Raw genomic sequence first — 25,847 nt, forward strand, 5'->3', positions numbered from 1 at the left:
AAGGAGAATATGTGAAGAAAAATATCTTAAAAGTATTGTTATTTCTAGTTTTGGCAAATGTGGGATTTGGAGATGTTATTCAAATTTTAGGAGATTATTATTCGATAGACAAAGGAAAGGTTTATTATGGAAATGAAATTTTGGAGGGAGCAAATCCGAAAACTGCTGAGTTGATAGGATTTTCTCTTTTAAAAGATGATAAGAATGTTTATTATATGGGTGAAAAAATAAAAGATGTAAAAATTAAAAATTTTGAAAAATTAGGTAAAAATTATTGGAAAAATGATAATAAAATTTATTATCGGGATGAAAAAATAGAAAATGCTGATATTATGAGTTTTAAAGTTTTAAATAAAGATTATGCAAAGGATAAAAATCATATTTATAGAGGAAGTGAAGCAATAGATTCTTCATTATCTGGAAAAATTAAAGATCCTGAAACATTTGAATTTTTGCCAAATGGAATAATAAACGCTACATTGTATGGAAAAGATAAATATAATGTGTATTATATTGAAAATAAAATGATAAACTGTTTTGATACATACTATTCTATTTATGAAGTAGAAGGAATTAATAAAGATAAAGTAGAAGTTTTGAATGATTGGTTTATAAAAGATGATAAAAATATTTATTTTAAGGGAGAAATTTTAGAAGGTGTAGATTATAATACATTTGAAGTGCTTCCAAATGGAGAAGGAAAAGATAAAAATCGAAGTTATGAATATTTGACTAAAGATGAATGGAAATGGTTTTAAATAACAGAAATTAATTATTTATAAAAATAAAATAAAATTGTAATTTTTGTTTGAAAAGAAATTTATAAAATTGAATTTGAATCGAAAGGAGAATATGTGAAGAAAAATATCTTAAAAGTATTGTTATTTCTAGTTTTGGCAAATGTGGGATTTGGAGATGTTATTCAAATTTTAGGAGATTATTATTCGATAGACAAAGGAAAGGTTTATTATGGAAATGAAATTTTGGAGGGAGCAAATCCGAAAACTGCTGAGTTGATAGGATTTTCTCTTTTAAAAGATGATAAGAATGTTTATTATATGGGTGAAAAAATAAAAGATGTAAAAATTAAAAATTTTGAAAAATTAGGGCAGAATTATTGGAAAAATGAGAATAAAATTTATTATCAGGATAAAAAAATAGAAAATGCTGATATTATGAGTTTTAAAGTTTTAAATGAAGATTATGCAAAGGATAAAAATCATGTTTATTGCGGGAATGAAGTAATAGATCCTTCTCCATTATTGGGAAAAATTAAAAATCCTGAAACATTTGAATTTTTGCCAAATGGAATATTATATGGAAAAGATAAATACAATGTATATTATATAAGCAGTACAATGTCAAACTGTTTTGATTCATACTATTTTATTCATGAAGTAAAAGGAATTAATAAAGATAAAGTAGAAGTTTTGAATAAATGGTTTATAAAGGATGATAAAAATATTTATTTTAAGGGAAAAATTTTAGAAGGTGCAGATTATAATACATTTGAAGTGCTTCCAAATGGAAATGGAAAAGATAAAAATCAAAGTTATAAATAAATGATTTTAATCAAGGAAAAATTAATTTTTTATACAGATAAAATAAAAAAGATAGGAAACAAAAATGGAATTTAGAATTATAACATACAATATTTTTGGAGCAAGGCTTACCAATGGAAGGGAACTTGCTCGGAGCTTAAAAAAGTATAATCCAGATTTTATCGGACTTCAGGAAGTTGATAGAAATACAAAAAGAAGTAAATTTCGGGATGTTTTACAGGAAATGGCACAGGAATTGGGTTATCATTATTATTATTTTCAGAAAACGATGGATTTTGATAAAGGTGAGTTTGGAATTGCGTTTATTTCAAAGTATGATGTGAAAAATATTTATATTCATCAGCTACCTGGTAAAAGTAAAGAAAAAAGGCAAGTTTTGGCAGCTAGATTGAATACTTCAAAATTTAAAAAGAAAATTTTAGTTGTGAATACACATCTTGATAACAGTTTGGACAATAAAAATGAGGAGTTGGCTGATTTATTTGCTACAATCGAGGGATTTAAGGGCGATGTGAAGTTTTTGTGTGGAGATTTTAATCTTTTACCGACGACAGAATATTATGCGAAAATTAGGAAAGATTGGAATGACAGCTATTTTCAAGGTAGAGATTTGGAAAATAAGAAAAACTCAGAAAATAGGGATCTTGAAACGCCTAGAATTGATTATGTGATGGCAAAAAAGGGGACAGATTACAAAGTAAAAAAGAGTTTTTATATTAACGATGATTCAAGGGATTGGACTAAATTGTCGGATCATTTGCCGTATATGGCGATTTTTGAGGTGGAGTAAGTTTATTGGGAATGATTTTGAGATTTTTGGAATAGAGTAAATTTTTTTAAATTAATCTTTATATTCTTATTTAAATTTTAAAAAACTTTTTATTTTAATCAGAAGTGAATTTTTGGGCAGTGCAGAAAAATTTTGAAGATAAATAGGGGTATGGTAAGAATACCCCTGTTAAAAAAAAACATATTTATTTCAATCCCAATAATTTTATGATATTCTCTCCAAGTATTTTATCTGATATTTTTTTAGATGGACTTAAATATTCCATTACTTGTTTATTTAAAAATGAATCACCGTAAGGAGCATCAGAACTAAATAGACATTTGTCAGGAACTTCTGTTATTATCATTTTTAATGCGAGTGTAGAAAAAGCGGCGGATAAATCAATGTAGGCATTTGGTGTATTTTTTACAAAATTTGTTACTTCCATCCAGTTATAACCTCCCATATGTCCAAAAATTACTGGTGTTTTGGAATATTTTTTTGTGAGATTTTCAAGAATTTTTATACCGTTTAGAGTGACTGGATTAAAAGTGTGAACCCATATGGGAAAGTTTTCATATTGTTTTAGTGCTTTAAAAATTGTTTCCAATTGGCTTACTTGTTCATCATTTCCAGGTGTAAATTCGCCAATGCCTTTTAATCCATTGTCAATAATATATTGTTTTATCCAGATTTGAGTTTCTTCAAGGGATAATCCAAGTGGAACTGTTCCAAAGCCATAAAATTTATCAGGATAATTATTTATCACTTTCATTAAATCAGAAATATCCTTTTTAAATCTTTTTTTATTGTTTTCAAGAGGATTTTCTCCTCCTAAAATTTTAAATAAAATTGACATCTCAGTTTTAAATTCAGTCAATGTTTTAGCTTTTTCAGGATGTGGAGTCGTTGTAAAAAGTATTGCTTTGTCTACTCCTGCTTTATTCATTTGTTCAATTTGTAATTCTGTTGGCAATATTAAATGTTGATGACTATCTATTATCATATCTTCTCACCCTTTCATCTTTCTATTATTTTTGATATAATAAAGTATAACATACCTCTTGTAATCAATACAAGTACGCACATTTTTGATATAAAGTATCTTTTTTGATACTTTATTAAAGGAAGGAAAAATATGTCAAAAACAGAAGCAGTTTCAAACGCTTGTCCAATGGAGTTAGGAATAAACATACTCAGCGGGAAATGGAAATTAAGGATTTTATGGAATTTGTATATTAAAAAAGTGGTCAGATTTAATGAATTGCAAAGAAACCTGGGAAATATTACTACAAAAACTTTGACAGAGCAATTGAGAGAACTTGAAGATAAAAAAATGATAAAAAGAACTATTTATCCTGAAATTCCTCCAAAAGTTGAATATTCTCTGACTGAAATAGGCAGTTCTATTGAGCCTGTATTAAAAACTTTATGCGATTGGGGAAATGAATATTTGGAATTGATTGATAATAATACAGATAAGGTTTAAAAATAAGTTATGCGGAAACAAAATTTTCAAATAAGAAATATTTTCTATCATAATAGAGTTGTTAAAGCTTATATTTAATGAAAAAAAAGGATTTGTATGGCTTTTAGCAAATTTAAAAATAATGAAGTATCGTTGTAATTTTTACAATATGTTTGCATTTTTCGTTGTAAAAAGTGTATGAAGAGAACATTTTTTCGTTGTAATTTTTGTTGATGAAAGAAAAATATAATCCTGAAATATCAGTAAGAATATCAATGAATGATTATAAAAAAGAAGAATGGTTATTAAATTTACCGTTGTATATAATAGAAGAAATTAGAAATATTGTGAAAAAAGAAAAAATGATAAAGGATAGTTTAAATATGGAAAAAGAATATGGTTATAGTCCACCATTTGAGATTACAAATGAGATAATTGAGCTTGTGGCTCAGATTACTGAATTAACAGGAATGATTATAGTTTCAGAAAAACTATCTTCAAATCCAGTTTTGAGAAGAGAAAATAGAATAAAAACAATTTATTCATCACTTGCAATAGAGCAAAATACACTAACATTTGAACAGGTGACGGATGTTATTAATGGGAAAAGAATTTTAGCACCGCCAAAGGATATAAAAGAAGTTAAGAATGCTTATGAAATCTATGAAAAATTAAATTTATTAAATCCATATTCGATTAAAGATTTATTGAGAGCACATAAAATTCTGACTGCTGATTTAATAAATGAAAGTGGAAGATTTCGTACAAAAGGAGCAGGAGTTTATCAGGGAAGTCAGCTGATTCATGCAGGGACACCACCTCAATATATTCCTGAATTAATTGACCAGCTTTTTTCGTGGTTAAAAAAAAGTAAAGTTCATCCGCTGATAAAGGCTTGTGTATTTCATTATGAATTTGAATTTATTCATCCGTTTCAAGATGGAAATGGAAGATTAGGACGGCTTTGGCATACATTAATCCTATCAAAATGGAAAGAGTTTTTTGCCTGGCTGCCAATTGAAACTTTAATTCAGAAAAAACAGCAGAAATATTATGAGGCGATAAATTTATCAAATAATATTGGAAAATCAACCCCATTTGTTACATTTATTCTTGAAATAATAAAAGAAACTTTGGAAGAATTGCAAAAAAACGACTTAAAAATGACTGATATTTTGACTGATAAAATGACTGATAAAGAGCTACGAAGACTGAAAATACTGGAAGTGTATTTTGAGAAAAATAATTATATTGACAATGGTGAGGCTCAAAAAATTTTGAATGTTTCGGATTCTACGGCGAGAAGATTTTTGAATAAACTTGTGAAAGGTGGGATTTTGGAAGCGATTGGAGAGAGAAAAGGGAGAAGATATAGGAAGAAATAGTAAAATTAGGAGATAAATTGAATGAAAATAAAATATTCAAAATTTGAAATTAATAGGTGGGATATATTTTTTCTAATACTGTTTTTAGGACATTTATTAGGAGGAATTGATATTTTATTTAATGAAAAAGAAAAGGATGGAATATTTTTTTTAGCTATTGGAATAAGTTATTTTGTATATAGATTTCTTTTGGTGATGATTATTAAAAGCAAGATGAAATTTCATTTTTCTGATTATGAAGTGAAAATAAAAGGTCTATATTTTGAGAAAACTATTGCATATAATGATATAAAAACTTTGACAGTGAGAAAAAATATATTAGGATCGTATGATATTCTTTTAAATTTTGACAGCTCAATAAATATTTATAAGTATTTCTGTAATTTAATAATGGATGTTTCAATAGAAAGTAATCATAAAAAAAGTTATATTTTTTGTGACATAAAAAATAAAGACGAAATTTTGGAATATTTGTTGGAGAAAATAGGTTATCCAAAAAAAGAAATTCGTGAAAAAGTAAATGTAGAAAAATTATATGTGAAATATTCAATTTTTGAAAAGCATTATATGATGTGTTTTGCAGTATTTTGTATAATAGTAATTTTTTCAGTTGGAATTGCTTGGGGATATTTAAATTTAATGATTAAATTATTTACAATAATAATATTATTGCTAATAATAACTGTAATAAGATTTTTTAAAAAAGATTATATTATAAAAAGATATAGTAATTACAGTATATCAATATCTGAAAAGAAAAAAGAAATTTATATTATGGATGATTTTTTTGAAACAGATAAAAAAGTAATAATTAATTATAAAAATACAAATTTTAATAGTATAAAATTTAATTTTTATTATTTTCAGAATAATGTTATGCCTAAAAATTATAAAAAATATGATAATTGAAATTATAAAAATAGTATGTATTTATATGAATATTACACATGTTTATATTTTCTATTAAAAATAATGATTTTGAAAAGGAATTATCACAATGAAGAATAAGGATTACATTGAAGGATTTATTGAAGGTGTCTCAATGTGTTGGAATAATGGAATGAAAGTTTGTCCTGAATATACAGCAATATATATTGATACATTTTTTATTGATAATGATAAAAATAATGATTTGAATGAAATAATAAAGAAAAAGTTAATGCAATATTGTGAAAATAGTTTATTTGAAAAAAAAGATGATAATATTAGAAAAAAATTGGAAAAATTGAATATTGTTTTCAAAAAAAATAGAAAATACGAAAAGTTGATAGAACAAAATGAAACAAAAACTGGTTATGATAGAATTTCTGAATTTGTTAAATTGCAAACAGAATTTACTGTTGAGGAAATAATTGAAAACTTAGAAAATAAAGCAGATAAAAAGCAACAGTACTGGAATGTAAGATGTTTTTTTTATCAGATAATACATTGGTTTGGTGAGCCTGTAAATTTTTATGTAGCGATAAAGAAATATGAAGATATTTTAAGTGAATTTTATGCATATAATGTTTTTTCAGCTGGAATAATACGGTACAAAGAACATTTATTAATGATTGTTTATGGTTCTGATGAATAAAAAAATCTTAAAATCAATTGCTTTTAAAACAGATAAAAGATATAATTAAATAAAAAAGAAAGGAAAATAAAAAAATGAAAAAAATTGAAAGAATAACAATAATAGTTTTAGACAGTGTTGGAGCAGGAGAATTGCCTGATGCGAATTTGTTTGATGACTGTGGGTCAAATACTTTAGGGAATATGGCGAAAGCTCATGGTGGAATGAGTTTACCTAATATGGGTAAATTAGGACTTGGAAATATTACTGAGATTGAGGGGACTCCAGCTGTGGAAAGTGCTGAAGGGGCCTATGGAAGAGCGATTGAGGTGTCACATGGAAAAGATTCTACGACTGGGCATTGGGAAATTGCTGGTGTGCCATTGGAAAGACCGTTTCCAAACTATCAAAATGGATTTTCAGATGAAGTTATAAAGGAATTTGAAGAAAAAACAGGAAGAAAAGCCATGTTGAATAAGCCAATTTCAGGCACTGTAGCGATTGATCAATATGGAGAAGAACAAATTAAAACTGGAAATTGGATAGTTTACGGTTCGGCAGATCCTGTGTTTCAAATTGCTGCGAATGAAGAAATTATACCATTAGAAGAACTTTACAAAGCGTGTGAAATTGCACTTGAAATTTGTAATGAAAAATCGCCTGTGGCAAGGGTAATTGCAAGACCTTATGTTGGTAAAAAAGTTGGAGAATTTAAAAGAACTGCAAACAGACACGACTTTTCGATTGATCCACCAAAAGAAACAATGCTTGAAAGATTGGAAAAAGCTGGACTTGATGTAGTTGGAATTGGAAAAACGAGCGACTTGTTCAATGGAAAAGGGATTACAGACAATAGAAAAGCTAACCAGGATAATTTGGATGGAATTAAGAAAACAATTATGGCATTGAAAGAAGACACAAAAGGGTTGATTTTTACTAACTTGGTTGACTTTGATGCTGTTTATGGGCACAGAAGAAATGTGGAAGGTTATGTAAATGCTTTGATTGAATTTGACAATTGGTTACCTGAAATCGAGAAAAACTTGAAAGATGATGAAATCTTGATTATCACTGCCGATCACGGAAATGACCCTACTTATAAAGGGACTGACCACACAAGAGAGTACATTCCAATATTGATTTACGGAAAAAATGTTAAAAAGAATGTAAATATTGGAACTAGAAAAACTTTTGCTGATATTGCGGCAACTGTTGAGGAAATTTTGTTGGGGACTGAAAAAGAAGGAAGTTTTGCGAAAGAGATTTTGGAAGATTAAAGAATTGAACATAAATAAAAATTTAATTAAAGAAAGGAAATTTATATGGAATTTAAAAAAGAAAAAATACAATGGGAATATATAATGATTTGTTCGGTGAGTATTATATGGATGTTATTATCTTTTTTGTTTGTCGATAACAAATATTATCTATTACAAAAAAATATTGTTAACTTTAGTAGGTGTTGGCTGTTAGAAATTCCAATAAAAGAATTTCCATTACCATGGATAGATATTTCAATATTGATATTAATAATTCCAGTAATAAGTTTGATTTTTAAAGAAATAAAAAATAAAAATTTAGGTAAAAAAGTTAAAGATAATCTTAAAAATGCTTTTAAAGACATAGATTGTAAAATATTAGCAATACCGTGTATAATAATAATAATTTTGTTTATCTTGTTCTATAAAATAAAGATATTATTTATTTATATCATTGCTTTATTATTAATAATGTTTATAATGATGGTAATTTTTGGAGTTAAAGTATTTATAAAAAAATTTGGAATAATAACATTTGTAATGTTTGTATTATTGGCTTTGTATATTCGACTTGATTCTTGGAATTTTTTAAATGTTAAAAATATGAAAATATCAGATTTAAGTAATGAAAATAGATATAATTATTTTATTGTTTTAAGACTCGTAATACTTTTACTGGAACAACTATATGTATTTGTTTTTTTAAAATTTTTTTCTGAAAAGAAAATAACACAAGTTATAAGAAAAAGGTTGTTAATTTCAACAACTGTAATAGTATTACTATATGTATTATTTAACGGATTTATGTTTATTATAATAGGAAATAAACGTATAGAAGTATCTAGCAATGTATTTAAAAATAGTAGAGATGTTTTATCTTTTGGTATCGCAATGAAATTATTAGTTTCAATGATATTTTATTATATAAAAGATAGTATGTGGGATGAAAAAAGCGAGTTAGCAGATTAAATATAATCCCATTCATAAAAAAAGATAATAACAAAGAATTTTTTGATATTTTAAATAAAATATAAAAAAATGGTTAGACAGCTAGATATGAGAAATAAATAAAATTTTAAGGGGGGATTTTATGGGAAAAAAAGCAATACCAATAGGAATTGAAAATTTTGAAGATATAATAAAAGATAATTATTATTATGTAGATAAGTCAATGTTAATAGAAGATATTCTTGTAAATAGAGCAGCTGTGACACTTTTTACAAGACCGAGAAGATTTGGAAAAACGCTTAATATGTCGATGATTAAGTATTTTTTTGATGTGAGAAATAAAGATGAGAATAGGAAACTTTTTGAAGGATTGAAAATATTTGGCAGCGAATATATGAAAGAGCAAGGGAAATATCCTGTTATTTTTGTTTCGTTGAAGGATTTAAGAGGGGATACTTGGGAAGATACTTTTGAAAATTTAAAATCTTTTATTTCTGATTTGTATGCTGAATTTGAAGATATGAGAGAAATAATGAATAAGCGAGATAAAATAAAATTTGATAAAATATTTTATGAAGAGGAAAAAGGTGATTATGAAACTGCTTTAAAATTATTATCAAATTATATTTATAAGTATTATGGGAAAAAAGTTATAATTTTAATAGACGAATATGATGCACCAATAATTAATGCTTTTGATAAAGGTTATTACAATGAAGCAATAAATTTTTTTCAAGTATTTTATAGTTCAGCATTAAAAACTAATGATTCTTTGAAATATGGGATTTTGACTGGGATAACTCGGATTATAAAAGAAGGGATTTTTTCTGGTTTGAATAACCTTTATGTGAACACGATACTTAGCAAAAATTATTCAGAGTATTTTGGACTTCTTGAAAGTGAAGTAATTGAAATGCTAGATTATTTTCAAATGAAGTATAAAACAAAAGAAGTTAAAAATTGGTACAATGGATATCGATTTGGAGATAAGGAAATTTATAATCCTTGGTCAATTATTAATTACATAAAAGAAAAAGAATTGAAAGCATATTGGGCAAATGTTTCTGGAAATACACTTTTAGAAAATATGTTAGATCAAGCGGGAGAAGATGTTTATACAGATTTGAAGCGATTTACTGATGGAGAAAGTATTGAAAAATATATTTCAGATGGGACAACGATAAAAAGTCTTTTGAGTAATGATGACGAAATATGGCAATTGTTTTTGTATAGCGGATATTTGACGAAGGCGAAAGAGCAGGTTGAAATTGACAGAACTTCAGAATATACAAATATTTATAATTTAAAAATTCCAAATAAGGAAATTAGAAAATATTTTGGGAATATGTTTTTAAATAGATTTTTTGGAACAGAATTGAAAACAAGTATTTTGATAAAAGCATTGGAAAGTGGAGATATTAAGAAATTTGAAAAGACATTAGGTGAAATAATGGTAAATATGCTTAGTCATTTTGATTTGGATAGTGAAATGGAGAAAATTTATCAAGTGTTTATGATAGGTCTTGTAGGATTTTTGATGGGAAAATATGAGATTATTTCAAATAATGAGAGTGGATATGGAAGATATGATCTTGCGATGATTCCGATAAAAAGTAATGAAAGAGCATATTTGATGGAATTTAAAATTTCTAAAACTGAAAAAGGTATGACTTTAAAGGCAGAAGAAGCTCTAAAACAGATTGATGAGAAAAAATATGATATGAGATTAAAGGCTAGAGGAATAAAAAATATTTTAAAGATTGGAATAGCATTTTATGGGAAGAAAGTAAAAGTTTTTAGTAAATAAATTAGACATTTGTAAAAATATTAACGAATAATAATTAATTAATAACTTTAAAACAGTAGGTGATAATCAGTGAATAAAAATGAAGAAGAAGAACAAAAGTGGCTAGACTGGGCAATTGAACTTCAAAGTCTAGCACAAGCAGGACTTGCTTATGGGAAAGATAAATTTGATATTGAGCGATTTGAGAGAATTAGGGAAATTTCAGCAGAAATGGTGGCGCACAAAACTGAGATTTCGGTGGAAAAGGTAAAGGATTTATTTTGTAATGAAGTTGGATATCAGACGCCTAAAATTGATGTGAGAGGTGTGATTTTTGAAGATGATAAAATTCTTTTGATCCAGGAAAGTAATGGAAAATGGGCATTGCCAGGTGGATGGGCGGATGTTTATCTTTCTGTGAAGGAAAATGTGTTGAAGGAAGTTAAGGAAGAAGCTGGGATTGAGGCTAATGCTGAGATGATTATTGCTTTACTGGATGTCACCAAAAATCAAAAGAAAAAGATTCCATATGGTATAACGAAAGTATTTGTTTTGTGTGAATATGTGAGTGGAAAATTCGAGAAAAATATTGAAACAGTTGGCAGCAGATATTTTGGGATTGATGAATTGCCTGAACTGGAAACAAAAAAAATTACGGCTGAGCAAATAAAAATGTGCTTTGAGGCGAATAGAAATAGGGATAAATGGAAGGTTATTTTTGATTAGGAGAGTATTCATAATTTTGTGTAAACTCAAAATATAATACATGGTAAAGAATGTCAGGAATTAGTTGAAATTTCATAAGTTGAAATTTTTTAGAAACAGGAATATTGTTTATTCTAATTGTTATAGAAAGTAAAAAATAGATTGTTTTTATTAGTTTTGGAGTATTTAATTTTTTTAAAAACTGTAAACTAAATAAATAAATTAATTATTTTATTATACGAAATTTGTGTTCTCTTAATTTTGAAAATTTATAAAAAATTGGAAAAGGAAAAATAAAAAATGGAAATTAGAAAAGCAACAATTAATGATTTAGAAGAATTGACAAAGATAGAGACAGAGTGTTTTCCAGCTACAGAGGCGGCAACTGAAGAGAGTTTTCGTGGGAGATTGGAAGTTTATCCAGCTTTTTTTTGGATTTTGGAAAATGAGAATGGTAAAATTGTTTCGTTTGTAAATGGGATGGCTACGAACGATAGAATTTTGACTGATGAAATGTTTGAAAATCCTAAATTACATGATGAAAATGGTGATTGGCAGATGATTTTTGGAGTGAACACGCTTCCAGAATTTAGACGGAGAGGTTATGCCAAGAAAGTTTTGAGAAAAGTTGTGGAAGATGCGAAAAGTGATGGAAGAAAGGGTGTTGTATTGACTTGTAAAGATAGGCTTGTTCCGTTTTATGAGAAGATTGGGTTTGTGAATGAAGGGTTATCAGAGTCGACTCATGGGGGTGCGGTTTGGTATAATATGAGGATTATTTTCTAGTATAGTAAAATTGATTTAAAACTAAACTTAAAAACTATGATTATCTTACTTAAACCCTAAATTTAGTATAATTTTTGACAGTCAAATTTTTAATGGGTTCGAGTATAAATTGAATATCGCTAAAAAGTGGTTAATATGGTATAATAAGTTATAAAATTAAAATATAGGAATGAAGGAGATGAAAAATGACAACAGGAGGAATAGAGACTTTTATAACATTTGGAGTATATTTACTATTTCTGATGGCGATTGGAGTATATTTTTATGTAAAGACAGATACTCATGAAGAATATATTTTAGGTGGAAGAGGTGTAGGATACTGGGTAACAGCAATGTCAGCTCAAGCGAGCGACATGAGTGGATGGCTACTCTTAGGATTGCCGGGAGCTGTTTATTTATCAGGATTAAAGCAAATATGGGTTATAATAGGACTAACTATAGGAACTTATATAAATTGGAAATTGGTAGCACCGAGATTAAGAATGCAAACGGAAGAACACGAAGCATTGACGATTCCAACATTTATATCAAGAAAGTCAAATGATACGAAAGGTTATGTAAAAACTTTTTCAGCAATTGTAATTTTATTTTTCTTTACAATTTATTCGGCTTCGGGATTGGTTTCAAATGGGAAATTGTTTGAATCTTTATTGGGAATTGATTACCGATTGGGAGTATTGCTAGGTGGAGGGACAATAATATTTTATACATTTTTAGGAGGATATCTGGCGGGAGTATGGACAGATTTTTTTCAAGGGATATTAATGTTTTTTGCGATTATAATTGTCCCAGTCGTGGCATATTTTGCAGTTGGAGGAAGCAGTGCGATTGATTTTGCAATGACTCAAAAAAATATTTCAATTAATTTGCTGAAATATCCGGAAGCACTTAGTATACCAGTAATTATTTCTGGATTAGGGTGGGGGCTTGGATATTTTGGGCAGCCACATATAATTGTAAAATTTATGAGCATAAAAAGTGTAGATGAATTATGGAAAGCTAGATTGATTGCAATGGTTTGGGTTGTTATTTCACTAGTTGGTTCAATTGCGATAGGTCTTACAGGAATTGCTCTTTATAAGACAGTTCAAGATCCAGAAAAAATCTTCATTTACATGATAGGAAAATTATTCAATCCTTGGGTAGCAGGTATTTTATATGCAGCAATTTTATCAGCGATAATGTCAACAATTTCAGCACAGCTACTGGTTGCTTCAAACACATTAACTGAGGATTTTTATAAATATATTGTAAAAAGGGAAAAGTCGAATAAAGAACTTATCTGGGTTGGAAGAATTTGTATAATAATAATCTTTGTGATTGCAACATTACTTGCAATGAATCCCAATTCAGAAGTGCTATCGCTAGTATCTTATGCATGGGCTGGTTTTGGAGCTGTATTTTCTCCAGTAATTTTATTTGTTTTATACAAAAAAGAAATATATTGGAAGAATATTCTTATTTCAATGACAGTTGCTACAATTACAGTAATTTTATGGAATCAAAGCGGACTTGGTAAAATAATTTATGAAATTGTTCCAGGATTTTTAATGAATGTAATAGTTTTATATATTTTAGAAAAAGTTAATAAATTTAAAAAATAAAAAAATAAAAAAGACTAATTTTAAAATTTAAAGTTCTAAAATAGTCTTTTTTTATATATTAAGGTTTATTTGTTCTTAAAATATTTATTTTTTTAAATATAAGATTAACGAGTACCTTTTTTATTGTGGTCTTTTTGTTTTTCTTTATATTTTCTAACTTGTCTTTCTAGTCTGTCTGATAAGTCGTCAATTGCTGCGTATAAATCTTTATTTTCAGCTTCTATTTTTATTTTTGTACCACTTGCAAAAACTAATCCGTCAGCTTTGTGAACTGGACCTTCAGATTTTGTATCTTCAACAGTCAGAACAACATCGACTTCTGTGATAGCATCTGAATACTTGGAAATTCTGCTTATTTTTTCTTCAGTATAAATTTTGATTGCATCTGTAATTTTAAGTTGTTTTCCACTAATAATGATTTTCATAAATCATCACATCCTTTCATCTGTGTCAATAGCATTATACCTTGAAAATTTGAAATGTCAATAGTAAAAGTAAAATAATTAAAATTATTTATTAAAATATTATAAAATTATATTAATTTAAAAGATAATTTAGAAAAGTACTGAAAAAAATGACAACATAAAATATATAATATGAAACTAATAACTTGATACTAAACTTTATTTGAAAAATAGAAATTATATTTCAGTTATTTTCTAAACAAGGAATTTTGATAAATCATAACAAAGTTATTATTTTAATAAAAAATATCATGAATTAAAGTTAAGATTTTAGAAATAATTTTTTTGGTATTGAAAAAATAGTAAAATTTTGTTATACTTTTAACGAATACTAGTAAGAAGTTTTCAATGAATTGTTAAAATATTGATAAAATAACAAAAATATAGTATAATATTATTAAGGGTAAGAACCATCCGCAGAGCCTTCTAAATATACAAATATTAATTTGTAGGTCAACGGAAGCTCCTTTATAAATGGGAGTAGTTCACGGGAAATATTTTATATGGAGGAAAGATGAAAAAAGATTTTTTTATCACAGAAGCAAGCAAGATATTTTTTACTAGACAAATTACAAAATTGTCTACTTTGTTATATAAAAAATTAAATATACAAATATATGAAAAATCTAGGTAATTTTTTTGCTTGGATTTTTATTTTTTATAAAATACAAAAGAAGAAGGAGAGAGAAAGATGAATTATAGAATCTTTGTGGAAAAAAAGAAAGATTTTAGAGTAGAAGCACAGAATTTATTCAATGACTTAAAGGATAACATTGGAATAAGTGGACTTAAAGATGTAAGAGTTTTGAATATTTATGATGTGTTTAACTTGGGTGAAAATGATTTGGAAAAATTGGAGAGAACGGTATTTTCAGAAATAAATGTTGACAATGTTTTTAAATCATTAGATGAAGTATTTAAAGAAGAAAATTCAGAAAATGCGTATTTCTCAGTAGAATTTTTGCCAGGGCAATATGACCAAAGAGCAGATTCTGCAATTCAATGTGTAAATTTATTAATTGATAAAGATAATAACATTAATGTAAAAAGTGGGAAATTGATAATTTTATACGGAAAAATTTCTCCTGAAGAACTTGCTAAAATAAAAAAATATTATATAAATGAAGTTGAAGCAAGAGAAAAAGATTTGAATGTTTTAAGTGAAAATGTTGAAACTGAAAATAAAGATGATGTTATTGTTTATGATGGATTTACTGAAAAATCAAAAGAAGAAATTGCAAATTTAAAAGATAAATTAGAATTAGCAATGACAGTAAATGATTTATTATTTATTCAAGAATACTTTAAAAATGAAGAAAAGAGAAATCCAACAGAAACTGAAATTAGAGTGCTGGATACTTACTGGAGTGATCACTGCCGACATACAACTTTTGAAACAATCATTGATAATATTAAGATTGAAAATAAAACTTACAAAAATATTATTGAAAAAGCTATTAATGAATATTTAGAAAGCCGAAAGTATGTTCATGCTGACAGAATTTCCAAAAAACCAATGACTCTTATGGATATTGCTACAATTTTTGGGAAAGAGCAAAGAAAAAATGGAAACTTGCCAGATTTGGAAGTTTCAGATGAAATAAATGCTTGTTCAATTTATATTGATGTTCCAATTGAAAGAATTGATGAAAATGGTGAAAAAAATACGACAACTGAAAAATGGATTTTGCAGTTTAAAAATGAAACTCATAACCATCCGACAGAAATTGAGCCATTTGGTGGAGCTTCAACTTGTATTGGTGGAGCGATTCGTGATCCATTATCTGGAAGAACTTATGTTTATCAAGCTGTCAGAATTAGTGGTTCTGCTGATCCGACTGAAAAAATTTCAGATACAATAGCTGGAAAATTGCCACAAAAGGTTATTACAAAAGTGGCTGCACACGGATTTTCTTCTTATGGGAACCAAATTGGACTTGCAACGACTCATGTAAATGAAATTTATGATGAAGGTTATAAGGCAAAAAGAATGGAATTGGGGCTTGTTGTAGGAGCAGCACCTGCTGAAAATATTATTCGTGAAAAGCCTGAAAATGGAGACATTGTAATTTTACTTGGCGGAAGAACTGGAAGAGATGGAATTGGTGGAGCGACTGGATCATCTAAAGAACATACTACAGAATCTTCAGAAAAATCAAGTGCAGAAGTTCAAAAGGGAAATGCAATTGTAGAAAGAAAAATTCAAAGACTTTTTAGAAATAAAAATGTCACAAAATTAATTAAAAAATGTAATGACTTTGGAGCTGGAGGAGTTTCGGTTGCAATTGGAGAACTGGCTGATGGGATTGAAATTGATCTTAATAAGGTAAGAGTGAAATACATAGGATTAAATGGAACAGAACTTGCTATTTCAGAATCACAAGAAAGAATGGCAGTTGTCATTCAAAAACAAAATTTGGACAAATTTATAGAATTTGCAAGCGAAGAAAATTTGGAAGCATATCAAGTGGCAAAAATTAATGATTCAAATAGACTTGTTATGAAATACAACGGAAAAGCGATTGTGGATATTTCAAGAGATTTCCTAAATACAAACGGAGCCGCTTCAAATATCAATATTACAATTGAAAATACTCCAAAATTAAACTTGAATAGAAAAATTGAAGGAAATGATTTTAGAAGTAAATTTATAAATAACTTAAAAGATTTAAATGTAGCTTCACAAAGAGGATTAATTGAAACTTTTGATTCAACAATTGGAGCAACTACTGTATTAATGCCATTTGGTGGTAAATATCAGTTGACACCTGCACAAGTATCAGTTCAAAAAGTATCAATAATCAATGCTGAAACTGATACAGCTTCAATGGTTGGATATGGATATAACCCTTATATTGCAAAACAAAGCACATTCCACGGAGGAGCTTATGCTGTAATTGAATCAATGGCAAAAGTTGTAGCTGGTGGAGGAAATTATAAAAATATAAGATTTACATTTCAGGAATATTTTGAAAGATTAGGACAAAATTCTAAAAAATGGGGTAAACCATTAACAGCATTATTAGGAGCATTGCATATACAAAAAGCCTTTGGATTACCGTCAATTGGTGGAAAGGACTCAATGAGTGGAACATTTAACGAAATATCTGTACCACCAACATTAGTATCATTTGCAGTAAGTGTTACAGATGCTGAAAATGTAATCTCTAACGAATTTAAAAAAGTTGGGAATAATGTGTACTTAATTACAATTCCAAATGATGAAGATGATCTGCCAAAACTTGATGAATTAAAAGCAAACTTTGACTTTGTAACTGAAAACATAAAAAATAAAAAAATCTTATCTGCTATGGCTATAAAAAATGGTGGAATTGCAGAAAGTCTTGCAAAAATGTCATTTGGAAATAAACTTGGTGTAGATGTTACAGCGCAAATTGATGAAGATGAATGGTTTAAGCTAAATTATGGAGCATTCATTGTGGAAACATCTGAAAATATCAGTTATAAAAATGCAGTTTTGCTTGGAAAAATTACAAACGAAGCAAAAATTACTGTAAATAGAATAGCTTTTGATTTGGATGAATTAATTGGAAATTGGGAAAATAAACTTGAAAAAGTGTTCCCAACTAAAAAAGAAGTGGCAGAAGAACATAGAATTGCACATTGTAAAGGTGTTGAATATGAGAAACTTGAAAAAATTGAGCATGAAAATATAATTAGCAATATTTCAAACGCTTATGCGAAACCAAGAGTATTTATTCCGGTATTCCCTGGAACAAACTCAGAATATGACTTGGAAAGAGCGTTTAATAGAGAAGGTGGACTTGCGAAAATAGGTGTATTTAATAACTTGTCACATAGCAATATTTTAAGTTCAATTGATAATTTTGTTAAAGAAATTAATAATTCGCAAATTTTGATGTTGCCTGGTGGATTTAGTGCGGGAGATGAACCAGATGGATCGGCTAAATTTATGGTTGCTGTATTGAAGAATAAAAAAGTTAAAGAAGCAGTGGAAAATCTACTGAAGAGAGATGGATTAATTTTAGGAATTTGTAATGGATTCCAAGCGTTGATTAAATCAGGATTGTTACCTTATGGAGAAATTCGTGAATTAAGTGAAACTTCGCCAACATTGACATTTAATACAATTGACAAACATATGTCGAAAATTGTGCAAACAAAAATTATTACAAATAATTCACCTTGGTTAGCTAATATGAAAGAAGGAGATATTCATTCAGTAGCAATTTCTCACGGAGAAGGAAGAATTGTTATTACAGAAGAAGAATATAAAAAATTATTTAAAAATAATCAAATTGCAACTAAATATGTTGATTTGGATGGAAATTCGACAATGGATTCACAATTTAATCCAAATGGTTCTTATTATGCGATTGAAGGAATGTTGGCTCATAATGGTAGAATTTTTGGTAAAATGGGACATTCTGAAAGAAAAGGTAAAAATGTTTACAAAAATATTTATGGAAATAAAGAACAAAATATCTTTAGAAATGGAATTAAATTTTTTAAATAAGGAAAAGGAGAAAATAAAAAATGAAAGTAGCAATATTTTTTGGAAGTCAGTCAGATACTGACAAAATGAGAGGTGCAGCAAATTGCTTGAGAGAATTTGGGATTGAGTTTGAGGCTTATGTATTGTCGGCTCACAGAGTTCCTGAAAAATTGGAAGAAGTTTTGGCTGATGTTGAAAAAAGAGGTGCAGAAGTGATTATTGCTGGAGCTGGACTTGCGGCACATTTGCCTGGAGTTATTGCTTCAAAAACAATACTTCCTGTAGTTGGAGTGCCTTTAAATGGTGCACTTGAAGGATTGGATGCACTTTATTCGATTGTTCAAATGCCAAAATCTATTCCAGTAGCAACTGTTGGAATTAATAACTCATACAATTCAGGAATGTTGGCAGTGCAAATTCTTGCAATAAAATATCCTGAAATTAGAGAAAAATTGGTTACATTTAGAAAAGAAATGAAAGCTAAATTTATTGCTGATAATGATAAGAAAGTTGAGCTATAAAGGAGAAAAATAATGTCTCAAAAATATGAAAAATATGAAAATTTGAGTATTACTGGTGAAATCTTTTTAAGTGAAAAAGAATTAAATGAATGTAAAGAAAAAAATTACATTAATAATGATTATAGAGTTTGTGGACAAAATGCATTAAAGCCTAATTTGAGAGATAGTATAACTGTTAGTGTGCCTTTTAAAAATGCTAAATATTATTTTTATTATTTTAAATTAAGCGAAAATAAAATTACACGTATTAAAGTTGATGATGAATTTCCAGTTGGAGAAAATGATGATGTAAAAGTTAATACAAAAAAATTAGAAATAATTGCAAAAGTTATACCATTTTATTATTATTGTATAACAAAATATTTTCAAGAAAAAATAGCTTCATTGGATATACAAAAATTATACAATGAATATTCTGAAGAAGGTCTAAAAAAAGTAGAAAAAATTATGCAAGAAATAACGTTATTTTATGCAAAAATGTATTATGAATTTCCAATGTTAGAAAATAGAAAAAAAGCAGAAAAAACTTTGGAATTGATGGAGAAACTTAATGTCAATGAACAGCTTAAAGAGTTAGAAAAAACGATTTCACTAATAAGAGACATTGTTAATTATCAGTTAGAAAGAAAACGAGAAAAGGAAAAAGAGGAAGAAGCAAAAAGAAGTGAAAAATGGAATATGATATTTACGACTATAGGGGTAGTTTTAGCAATTATTCAAATAGTACAAGGTTTTCTTGATAAACTAAGATAATAAATAAGATAATTTTTTAAATACTATAAAATAAAAATAGGAGGAAATAAAAATGGAAAAAAGAGAAAAAATTTATGAAGGAAAAGCAAAATCAATTTTTGCAACCGATAATGCGGATGAAATAATTATGTATTTTAAAGATGATGCGACTGCATTTAATGGAGTAAAAAAAGATCAATTGGAAGATAAAGGGATTTTGAATAATAGAATTTCTACATTACTTTATGGATATTTGATTAAACATGGTGTAAAAACTCACTGGATTAAAACTTTAAATGAAAGAGAACAACTTTGCAAAAAAGTGGAAATTGTGCCTTTGGAAGTAATTATTAGAAATAGAGCAACTGGAAGTTTTGTAAAAAGATATGCAGCTGAAGAAGGAAAAATCTTTAAAAAACCAACTTTTGAATTATCATACAAAGATGATGATTTAGGAGATCCGTTATTAAATGATGATCATGCTTTAGCATTGGAATTAGTTACTGAAGAAGAATTGGCTGAAATTAAAAAACAAACTTTCTTAATTAATGATTTGTTATCTGCATTATTTGATAAAATGAACTTGATTTTAGTAGATTATAAAATTGAGTTTGGAAGAGATAAAGATGGAAATATGCTTCTTGCAGATGAAATTAGTCCAGATTCAATGAGACTTTGGGATAAAGATACACTTAAAAAATTGGATAAAGACAGATTTAGACAAGATTTGGGAGATGTAATGGGAGCATACCGTGAAGTGCTTCGTCGTTTAGAAGAAGTTTTAAAATAAAAGTTAAAAAATAAAAACAGTAAATACTAGTGTATAAATGTGATTAATAGCTTTGTTTTTTAGGAATAATACTATTTCTCATTTAATATAGTAGATTTGGTATAAATTCTAGCAAGGGGTCTTGACCCCTTGTTGTTAAATAAGTGAAATGGTATTTTTGTTTCTAAAATGAGATCTTGGTATAAAATAATTTGTAAAAAAATGGAGGAAACTAACAAGATGATTAAGAGTTTGAATGAGGAATGCGGAGTATTTGGAGTATTTGGACATCCTGATGCCGCAAGGCTTACTTATTATGGATTGCATAGTTTGCAGCATAGGGGGCAGGAAGCGGCAGGAATTGTAGTAAGTGATGGAGTTCGTGTAAACGGTCATCGTGGACCAGGTCTTGTTTCAGAGGTGTTTAATGATGACAGAATATTTAACAGATTGGAAGGAAACAGTGCAATAGGGCATGTTAGATATGCGACTTCTGGAAGCAGCAGCGGCCGTAATATACAACCGTTCCTATTTCAATTTTTTGATGGAAGTATTGCTTTGGCACATAATGGAAATTTAATCAATGCTAAAAAGTTAAAAAGAGAATTGGAAGAGCAAGGTGCGATTTTTCATTCTACATCAGATACAGAAGTGTTGGTTCATTTGATTAGAAGAAGTAAAGAAAAAGATTTTTTGAGTCAATTGAAAGATGCGTTAAGACAAGTAAAAGGTGGATTTTCTTTCTTAGTTCAAACTCAAACAGAATTGTATGGTGCAGTTGACCCTTTTGAATTTCGTCCTTTAATTTTAGGAAAAACAAAAAATGGAGCATATATTTTGGCGAGTGAAACTTGTGCGTTGGAAATTGTTGGAGCGGAATTTGTTAGAAATATTAGATCTGGAGAAGTTGTAATTATTGATAAAGATGGATACAGAATTGAAAAGTATACAGAAAATACATCGACTGCGATTGCAGCTATGGAATATGTGTATTTTGCAAGACCTGATTCAGATATTTCAGGAGTAAATGTACATTCAGCTCGTAAAAGATGCGGAAGAAGATTGGCAAAGGAAGCACCTGTTGAAAATGCAGATATTATAATTGGAGTTCCAAACTCGTCATTGTCAGCAGCAAGTGGTTATGCAGAAGAGAGCGGAAAACCTTATGAAATGGGATTAATCAAAAACCAATATGTAGCGAGAACATTTATTCAGCCAACTCAGGAACTTAGAGAACAAGGTGTTAGAATGAAACTTTCTGCTGTAAAAGGTGTTGTAAAAGACAAAGTTGTAGTCATGATTGATGATTCAATAGTTCGTGGAACTACTTCAAGCCGTATTGTTCAGTTATTGAAGGAAGCTGGAGCAAAAGAAGTTCATGTAAGAATTGCATCGCCAGAATTTAAGTTTCCTATTTTTTACGGAATTGATGTGTCAAATTCATCAGAATTGATTTCAGCGAATAAAACTGTTGAAGAAGTGAGAGACTATATTGGTGCAGATTCATTGGCTTTCTTGAGTATTGATGGATTAATTGATTCGATTGGACTAAATTTTGATGCACCATATACAGGACTTTGCATGGAATGTTTTAATGGAGATTATCCAGCTGGATTGGGAGATTACGAGGAAGAATTTTATGCTTCGTTGACACCAATCCAAAAAGAGGCTTTGAAAGAATTGAAAAAATAAGGAGAAAAATGTATATAGTAAGTTTAAATTATGTAAAAGCAGTAAGTGAAGTTGAAAAACATTTAGAAGAACATATAAAATTTTTGGAAAAATATTATGAAATGGGAAAATTTATTTGTTCAGGAAGAAAAAATCCTAGAACAGGTGGTGTAATTTTGCTAAATGCAGAAAATTTGGAAGAAGTTAAGAAAATAATTTCAGAAGATCCGTTTAATATAAATGGAATTGCAGAATATGAAATTACAGAATTTTTCCCTACAAAATATGCAGAAGATTTCGCAAACTTTGTAAAATAAAAAATAGAGATTTAATTTAAAACAGGAGGATAAAGAATGTCAATTTCTTATAAAGATTCAGGAGTAGATAAAGAAGAAGGATACAGAAGTGTTGAGAAAATAAAAGAAAGAGTAAAAGCAACTTACAACAAAAATGTTATGAACGAATTGGGAAGTTTTGGAGCTTTATACAAATTAGGAGAATACAAAAAACCAATTTTAGTATCTGGAACTGATGGAGTTGGAACAAAATTAAAAGTTGCATTTGAAACAAATAAATATGATACAGTTGGAATTGACTGTGTTGCGATGTGCGTAAATGATATTTTGTGTCATGGAGCACAACCATTATTTTTCTTAGATTACCTAGCTTGTGGAAAATTGGACTCAAATGTTTCTTCTGAAATAATTAAAGGTGTTGTAGAAGGTTGCCTTCAAGGAGATTCAGCTTTAGTAGGTGGAGAAACTGCTGAAATGCCTGGATTTTATGCAGATGGAGAATATGACATTGCAGGATTTGCAGTTGGTGTAGTTGAAGAAGAAAGAATGGTTAATGGAAGTAAAGTTCAAGAAGGAGATGTAATCGTTGCAATTCCTTCAAGTGGAGCTCACAGTAACGGATTCTCGTTGTTAAGAAAATTATTCACTGATTTTAGCGAAGAATTCAATGGAAAAACAATTGGAGAACATTTATTAACACCAACAAAAATTTATGTAAAACCAATTCAAAAAGTTATGGAAAAAGTGCAAGTGAACGGAATGGCTCACATAACTGGTGGAGGACTTATCGAAAATGTTCCAAGAACTATACCAGATGGACTTTGTGCAAACATCGAAAAAGCGAAAGTAAAAGTTCATCCATTATTTAAACACGAAGCATTCTCAAGAGTTCCAGAAGAAGAAATGTGGGGAACATTCAATATGGGAGTTGGATTTGTTGTTATTGTAAATAAAAATGATGCTCAAACAGTTATTGATATTTTAGCTGAAAATGGAGAAGAAGCCTATGAATTAGGAACTATTGTTAAAGGTGACGAAAAAATTAATTTGTATTAAAAATAAATATGATAAAAATAAATTTAAAGAGAGTGAAAAAATGTCTAATAAAAATAAAAAAAGAATAGCAGTTTTAGTTTCTGGTGGAGGGTCGAACTTACAGTCAATTATTAACAATATTGAGCAAGGAAACTTAAATTGTGAAATTTCTCATGTAATTGCAGATAGAGAGTGCTATGGACTTAAAAGAGCAGAAAAACATGGCATAAAAAATGTTTTGCTTGACAGAAAAGTATTAAAAGAAAAATTGTCTGATGAAATTAGCAATGTTCTTGAAAATGATGACGAAAAAACAGATTATATTGTATTAGCAGGATATTTGTCTATCTTATCGCCAGAATTTATAAAAAAATGGTCAAGAAAAATTATAAATATCCATCCGTCATTGCTTCCAAAATTTGGTGGAAAGGGAATGTATGGAATGAATGTTCACAGAGCGGTTATTGAAGCAAAAGAAACTGAAAGTGGATGTACAATTCATTTTGTTGATACAGGAGTTGACACAGGAGAAATTATTTTGCAGATAAAGGTGCCTGTGCTTAGTGATGACACGCCGGAAGTTTTGCAGAAGAGAGTGCTTGAGAAGGAACATGTTTTACTGATTGAAGGGATTAAGAAGTTGCTTGAAAAATAGGATTAAAAAAGAAAGTGAGAGTAAATGTCAAAAATAATCGTACGTGATAAATTTAAGTTTAGATTATTTCCTAAAATTATTTGGATAGACAATGAAAAGAAGAAATTAAAGCCAAATTCAGAAATAATTTTTGAAACTAATGAAGATTATGTGATACTTTCAGAAGAAAAATCTAAAATAAGAAAATTAGGATTGGATTTGGAAAATAAGGAAGAAGTTGTAGTAGAAATTAAATATGATTTTTTCATTTTATCTATGATATTTTTAGTTCCAATATTTTTTGTAATAATAATTTTAATTTTTAATTCAGATGAAATAGATGCTAAGCAGTTAGGTACAGTTGTTGGAATTCTTATTTGTATTATGTTTAAAAAAATAGAAAAATTTGAAATTGTCAGTAAGTAAAGGAGACTTTTGTGAAAAGAAAATTTTTAATATTTGCAATGTTTTTATTTGCTTTTTCGATAGGATATGTAGCGAATGGCAATGAGGAATTTTTGAAAGGGAATAATTTTCTTGAGCAAAAAAAATATAAAGAGGCTGAGAAATATTTTTTTGAAGCATTAAAAAAAGGGAACCCAAATGCTTATAATGCTTTAGGTTATCTTTATTATGTTCAAGGGAATTTTGAAAAGGCAGAATACTATCTTTTGAAGGATTTAGAATATATTAAAGATGAAAAGTTAAAGAAAAAAGTAAAACTTGATTTAGCATATATCTATATAAAACAAAATAAGGAAAAAGAAGCAGAAAAGCTGTTAAGAAGCATTAAAAATAATGATGCTACGGTATTTAATACATTAGGAATCCTTTATTATAATAACCAAAATTATAAAAAAGCAATAGAATATTATAAAAAAGCATTGGATAAAGGAAATGACATTTCAATAAGTAATTTAGTAATAAGTTATAGTGAAATTGAAGAAGTAAACGATGAAATAAGAGAATTGGTAAACAAAGAATATAAAAGAGGAAATATATATGCTTATGGATTTTATGGAATAGCTAAAATTTATGATGAAGGAGCTGAAGAAGGTAAAAAAATATGTGAATTAGGTATTAAAAAAGGTGATCCAAATTCATATCTCTGTATGAGCGTATTTTATGAGAAAAAAGGTAATAAGATTAAGTCTAAAGAATTATTTGAGAAATATAAAGTAGAAATGGGGAAATTGGAAGATAAATTGGAAAAAAATGAAAAATAGAAAGAAATTTTTTAAATAGAATTTATAATATTCCCCATTAAAATAATGGATTTGTTATAAATTCTGTTTAGCAAGGAGTCTTAACTTCTTGTCAGAAAATAAATAAAATATTATTTCTATTTTTCAAATGAGTATTAGATTAAATAAATATAATAAAAAATAGAGAGTTTTTTGAATAATATTTTCATTTTTCTC

General features: G+C 28.0%; 25 protein-coding genes. 23 read left to right on the top strand and 2 right to left on the bottom strand.

The window, feature by feature from the left end:
• Positions 1-11: 11 nt before the first annotated feature.
• The 3 genes from ACO409_RS02755 to ACO409_RS02765 all read left to right on the top strand — a co-directional run bounded on the left by ACO409_RS02755 (position 12) and on the right by ACO409_RS02765 (position 2,352).
• The gene (locus ACO409_RS02755; protein ID WP_315047159.1) at positions 12-758 is read left to right on the top strand and encodes a DKNYY domain-containing protein; all 747 of its coding nucleotides are present in this window, start codon (positions 12-14) and stop codon (positions 756-758) included.
• A 96-nt stretch (positions 759-854) separates the two neighbouring features.
• Positions 855-1,562 (top strand): DKNYY domain-containing protein, encoded by a 708-nt coding sequence (locus tag ACO409_RS02760; RefSeq protein ID WP_485554608.1) that lies wholly within the window; start codon positions 855-857, stop codon positions 1,560-1,562.
• A 64-nt stretch (positions 1,563-1,626) separates the two neighbouring features.
• Complete coding sequence (locus ACO409_RS02765) at positions 1,627-2,352, top strand: endonuclease/exonuclease/phosphatase family protein (RefSeq protein WP_485554610.1); 726 nt, start codon at positions 1,627-1,629, stop codon at positions 2,350-2,352.
• Between the two features lie 184 nt (positions 2,353-2,536).
• Here the strand turns inward: ACO409_RS02765 and ACO409_RS02770 are convergent, their stop codons facing one another.
• Positions 2,537-3,337, bottom strand: coding sequence for an amidohydrolase family protein (locus ACO409_RS02770; RefSeq protein WP_485554612.1), 801 nt, complete (start codon positions 3,335-3,337; stop codon positions 2,537-2,539).
• Positions 3,338-3,469: 132 nt separating this feature from the next.
• Here ACO409_RS02770 and ACO409_RS02775 point away from each other — a divergent pair, with 132 nt between their 5' ends.
• The 10 genes from ACO409_RS02775 to putP all read left to right on the top strand — a co-directional run bounded on the left by ACO409_RS02775 (position 3,470) and on the right by putP (position 13,827).
• On the top strand, positions 3,470-3,820 hold the full coding sequence (locus ACO409_RS02775; protein WP_485554614.1) for a winged helix-turn-helix transcriptional regulator: 351 nt from the start codon (positions 3,470-3,472) through the stop codon (positions 3,818-3,820).
• A 362-nt stretch (positions 3,821-4,182) separates the two neighbouring features.
• Positions 4,183-5,184: a Fic family protein gene (locus tag ACO409_RS02780; protein ID WP_485554680.1), complete on the top strand. Its 1,002-nt coding sequence runs from the start codon at positions 4,183-4,185 to the stop codon at positions 5,182-5,184.
• Between the two features lie 21 nt (positions 5,185-5,205).
• Positions 5,206-6,093, top strand: coding sequence for a hypothetical protein (locus tag ACO409_RS02785; RefSeq protein WP_485554616.1), 888 nt, complete (start codon positions 5,206-5,208; stop codon positions 6,091-6,093).
• A gap of 88 nt (positions 6,094-6,181) precedes the next feature.
• On the top strand, positions 6,182-6,760 hold the full coding sequence (locus tag ACO409_RS02790) for a hypothetical protein (protein WP_485554618.1): 579 nt from the start codon (positions 6,182-6,184) through the stop codon (positions 6,758-6,760).
• Between the two features lie 74 nt (positions 6,761-6,834).
• Positions 6,835-8,016: a phosphopentomutase gene (locus ACO409_RS02795; protein ID WP_485554619.1), complete on the top strand. Its 1,182-nt coding sequence runs from the start codon at positions 6,835-6,837 to the stop codon at positions 8,014-8,016.
• Between the two features lie 45 nt (positions 8,017-8,061).
• Positions 8,062-8,967, top strand: coding sequence for a hypothetical protein (locus ACO409_RS02800; RefSeq protein ID WP_485554621.1), 906 nt, complete (start codon positions 8,062-8,064; stop codon positions 8,965-8,967).
• A gap of 121 nt (positions 8,968-9,088) precedes the next feature.
• A complete protein-coding gene (locus ACO409_RS02805; protein ID WP_485554623.1) occupies positions 9,089-10,753 on the top strand; it encodes an AAA family ATPase in 1,665 nt (554 codons plus the stop codon).
• Between the two features lie 69 nt (positions 10,754-10,822).
• Entirely contained in the window at positions 10,823-11,458 is a 636-nt protein-coding gene (locus ACO409_RS02810) for an NUDIX hydrolase (RefSeq protein WP_485554625.1), read from the top strand.
• A gap of 279 nt (positions 11,459-11,737) precedes the next feature.
• Entirely contained in the window at positions 11,738-12,223 is a 486-nt protein-coding gene (locus tag ACO409_RS02815; RefSeq protein ID WP_485554627.1) for a GNAT family N-acetyltransferase, read from the top strand.
• A 185-nt stretch (positions 12,224-12,408) separates the two neighbouring features.
• Complete coding sequence (gene putP, locus ACO409_RS02820) at positions 12,409-13,827, top strand: sodium/proline symporter PutP (RefSeq protein WP_485554629.1); 1,419 nt, start codon at positions 12,409-12,411, stop codon at positions 13,825-13,827.
• Positions 13,828-13,931: 104 nt separating this feature from the next.
• Here the strand turns inward: putP and hpf are convergent, their stop codons facing one another.
• Positions 13,932-14,252, bottom strand: a complete 321-nt coding sequence (gene hpf / locus ACO409_RS02825; protein ID WP_485554631.1) for a ribosome hibernation-promoting factor, HPF/YfiA family — start codon at positions 14,250-14,252, stop codon at positions 13,932-13,934.
• Positions 14,253-14,982: 730 nt separating this feature from the next.
• On the opposite strand from hpf, the gene ACO409_RS02830 reads away from it, so the two are divergent.
• The 10 genes from ACO409_RS02830 (at position 14,983) to ACO409_RS02875 (ending at position 25,652) form a co-directional block, all read left to right on the top strand.
• Positions 14,983-18,789 (top strand): phosphoribosylformylglycinamidine synthase, encoded by a 3,807-nt coding sequence (locus ACO409_RS02830; RefSeq protein WP_485554633.1) that lies wholly within the window; start codon positions 14,983-14,985, stop codon positions 18,787-18,789.
• A gap of 20 nt (positions 18,790-18,809) precedes the next feature.
• Positions 18,810-19,289, top strand: a complete 480-nt coding sequence (gene purE, locus ACO409_RS02835) for a 5-(carboxyamino)imidazole ribonucleotide mutase (protein ID WP_178937972.1) — start codon at positions 18,810-18,812, stop codon at positions 19,287-19,289.
• Between the two features lie 12 nt (positions 19,290-19,301).
• Positions 19,302-20,042 carry a hypothetical protein gene (locus tag ACO409_RS02840; protein ID WP_485554634.1) on the top strand — a complete coding sequence of 247 codons (741 nt, stop codon included), beginning with the start codon at positions 19,302-19,304 and terminating at the stop codon, positions 20,040-20,042.
• 52 nt (positions 20,043-20,094) lie between these two features.
• Entirely contained in the window at positions 20,095-20,811 is a 717-nt protein-coding gene (purC, locus tag ACO409_RS02845; protein ID WP_485554636.1) for a phosphoribosylaminoimidazolesuccinocarboxamide synthase, read from the top strand.
• Positions 20,812-21,030: 219 nt separating this feature from the next.
• Entirely contained in the window at positions 21,031-22,482 is a 1,452-nt protein-coding gene (purF, locus tag ACO409_RS02850) for an amidophosphoribosyltransferase (protein ID WP_485554638.1), read from the top strand.
• A gap of 8 nt (positions 22,483-22,490) precedes the next feature.
• Positions 22,491-22,778, top strand: a complete 288-nt coding sequence (locus ACO409_RS02855) for a YciI family protein (RefSeq protein ID WP_315047068.1) — start codon at positions 22,491-22,493, stop codon at positions 22,776-22,778.
• Positions 22,779-22,814: 36 nt separating this feature from the next.
• Positions 22,815-23,813 carry a phosphoribosylformylglycinamidine cyclo-ligase gene (purM, locus tag ACO409_RS02860; RefSeq protein ID WP_485554640.1) on the top strand — a complete coding sequence of 333 codons (999 nt, stop codon included), beginning with the start codon at positions 22,815-22,817 and terminating at the stop codon, positions 23,811-23,813.
• Positions 23,814-23,853: 40 nt separating this feature from the next.
• On the top strand, positions 23,854-24,447 hold the full coding sequence (gene purN, locus ACO409_RS02865) for a phosphoribosylglycinamide formyltransferase (RefSeq protein ID WP_485554642.1): 594 nt from the start codon (positions 23,854-23,856) through the stop codon (positions 24,445-24,447).
• Between the two features lie 24 nt (positions 24,448-24,471).
• The gene (locus ACO409_RS02870) at positions 24,472-24,852 is read left to right on the top strand and encodes an antibiotic resistance protein VanZ (RefSeq protein WP_485554644.1); all 381 of its coding nucleotides are present in this window, start codon (positions 24,472-24,474) and stop codon (positions 24,850-24,852) included.
• An 11-nt stretch (positions 24,853-24,863) separates the two neighbouring features.
• On the top strand, positions 24,864-25,652 hold the full coding sequence (locus ACO409_RS02875) for a tetratricopeptide repeat protein (RefSeq protein ID WP_485554645.1): 789 nt from the start codon (positions 24,864-24,866) through the stop codon (positions 25,650-25,652).
• Positions 25,653-25,847 lie beyond the last annotated feature (195 nt).

It is taken from the genome of Leptotrichia sp., from assembly GCF_057270615.1.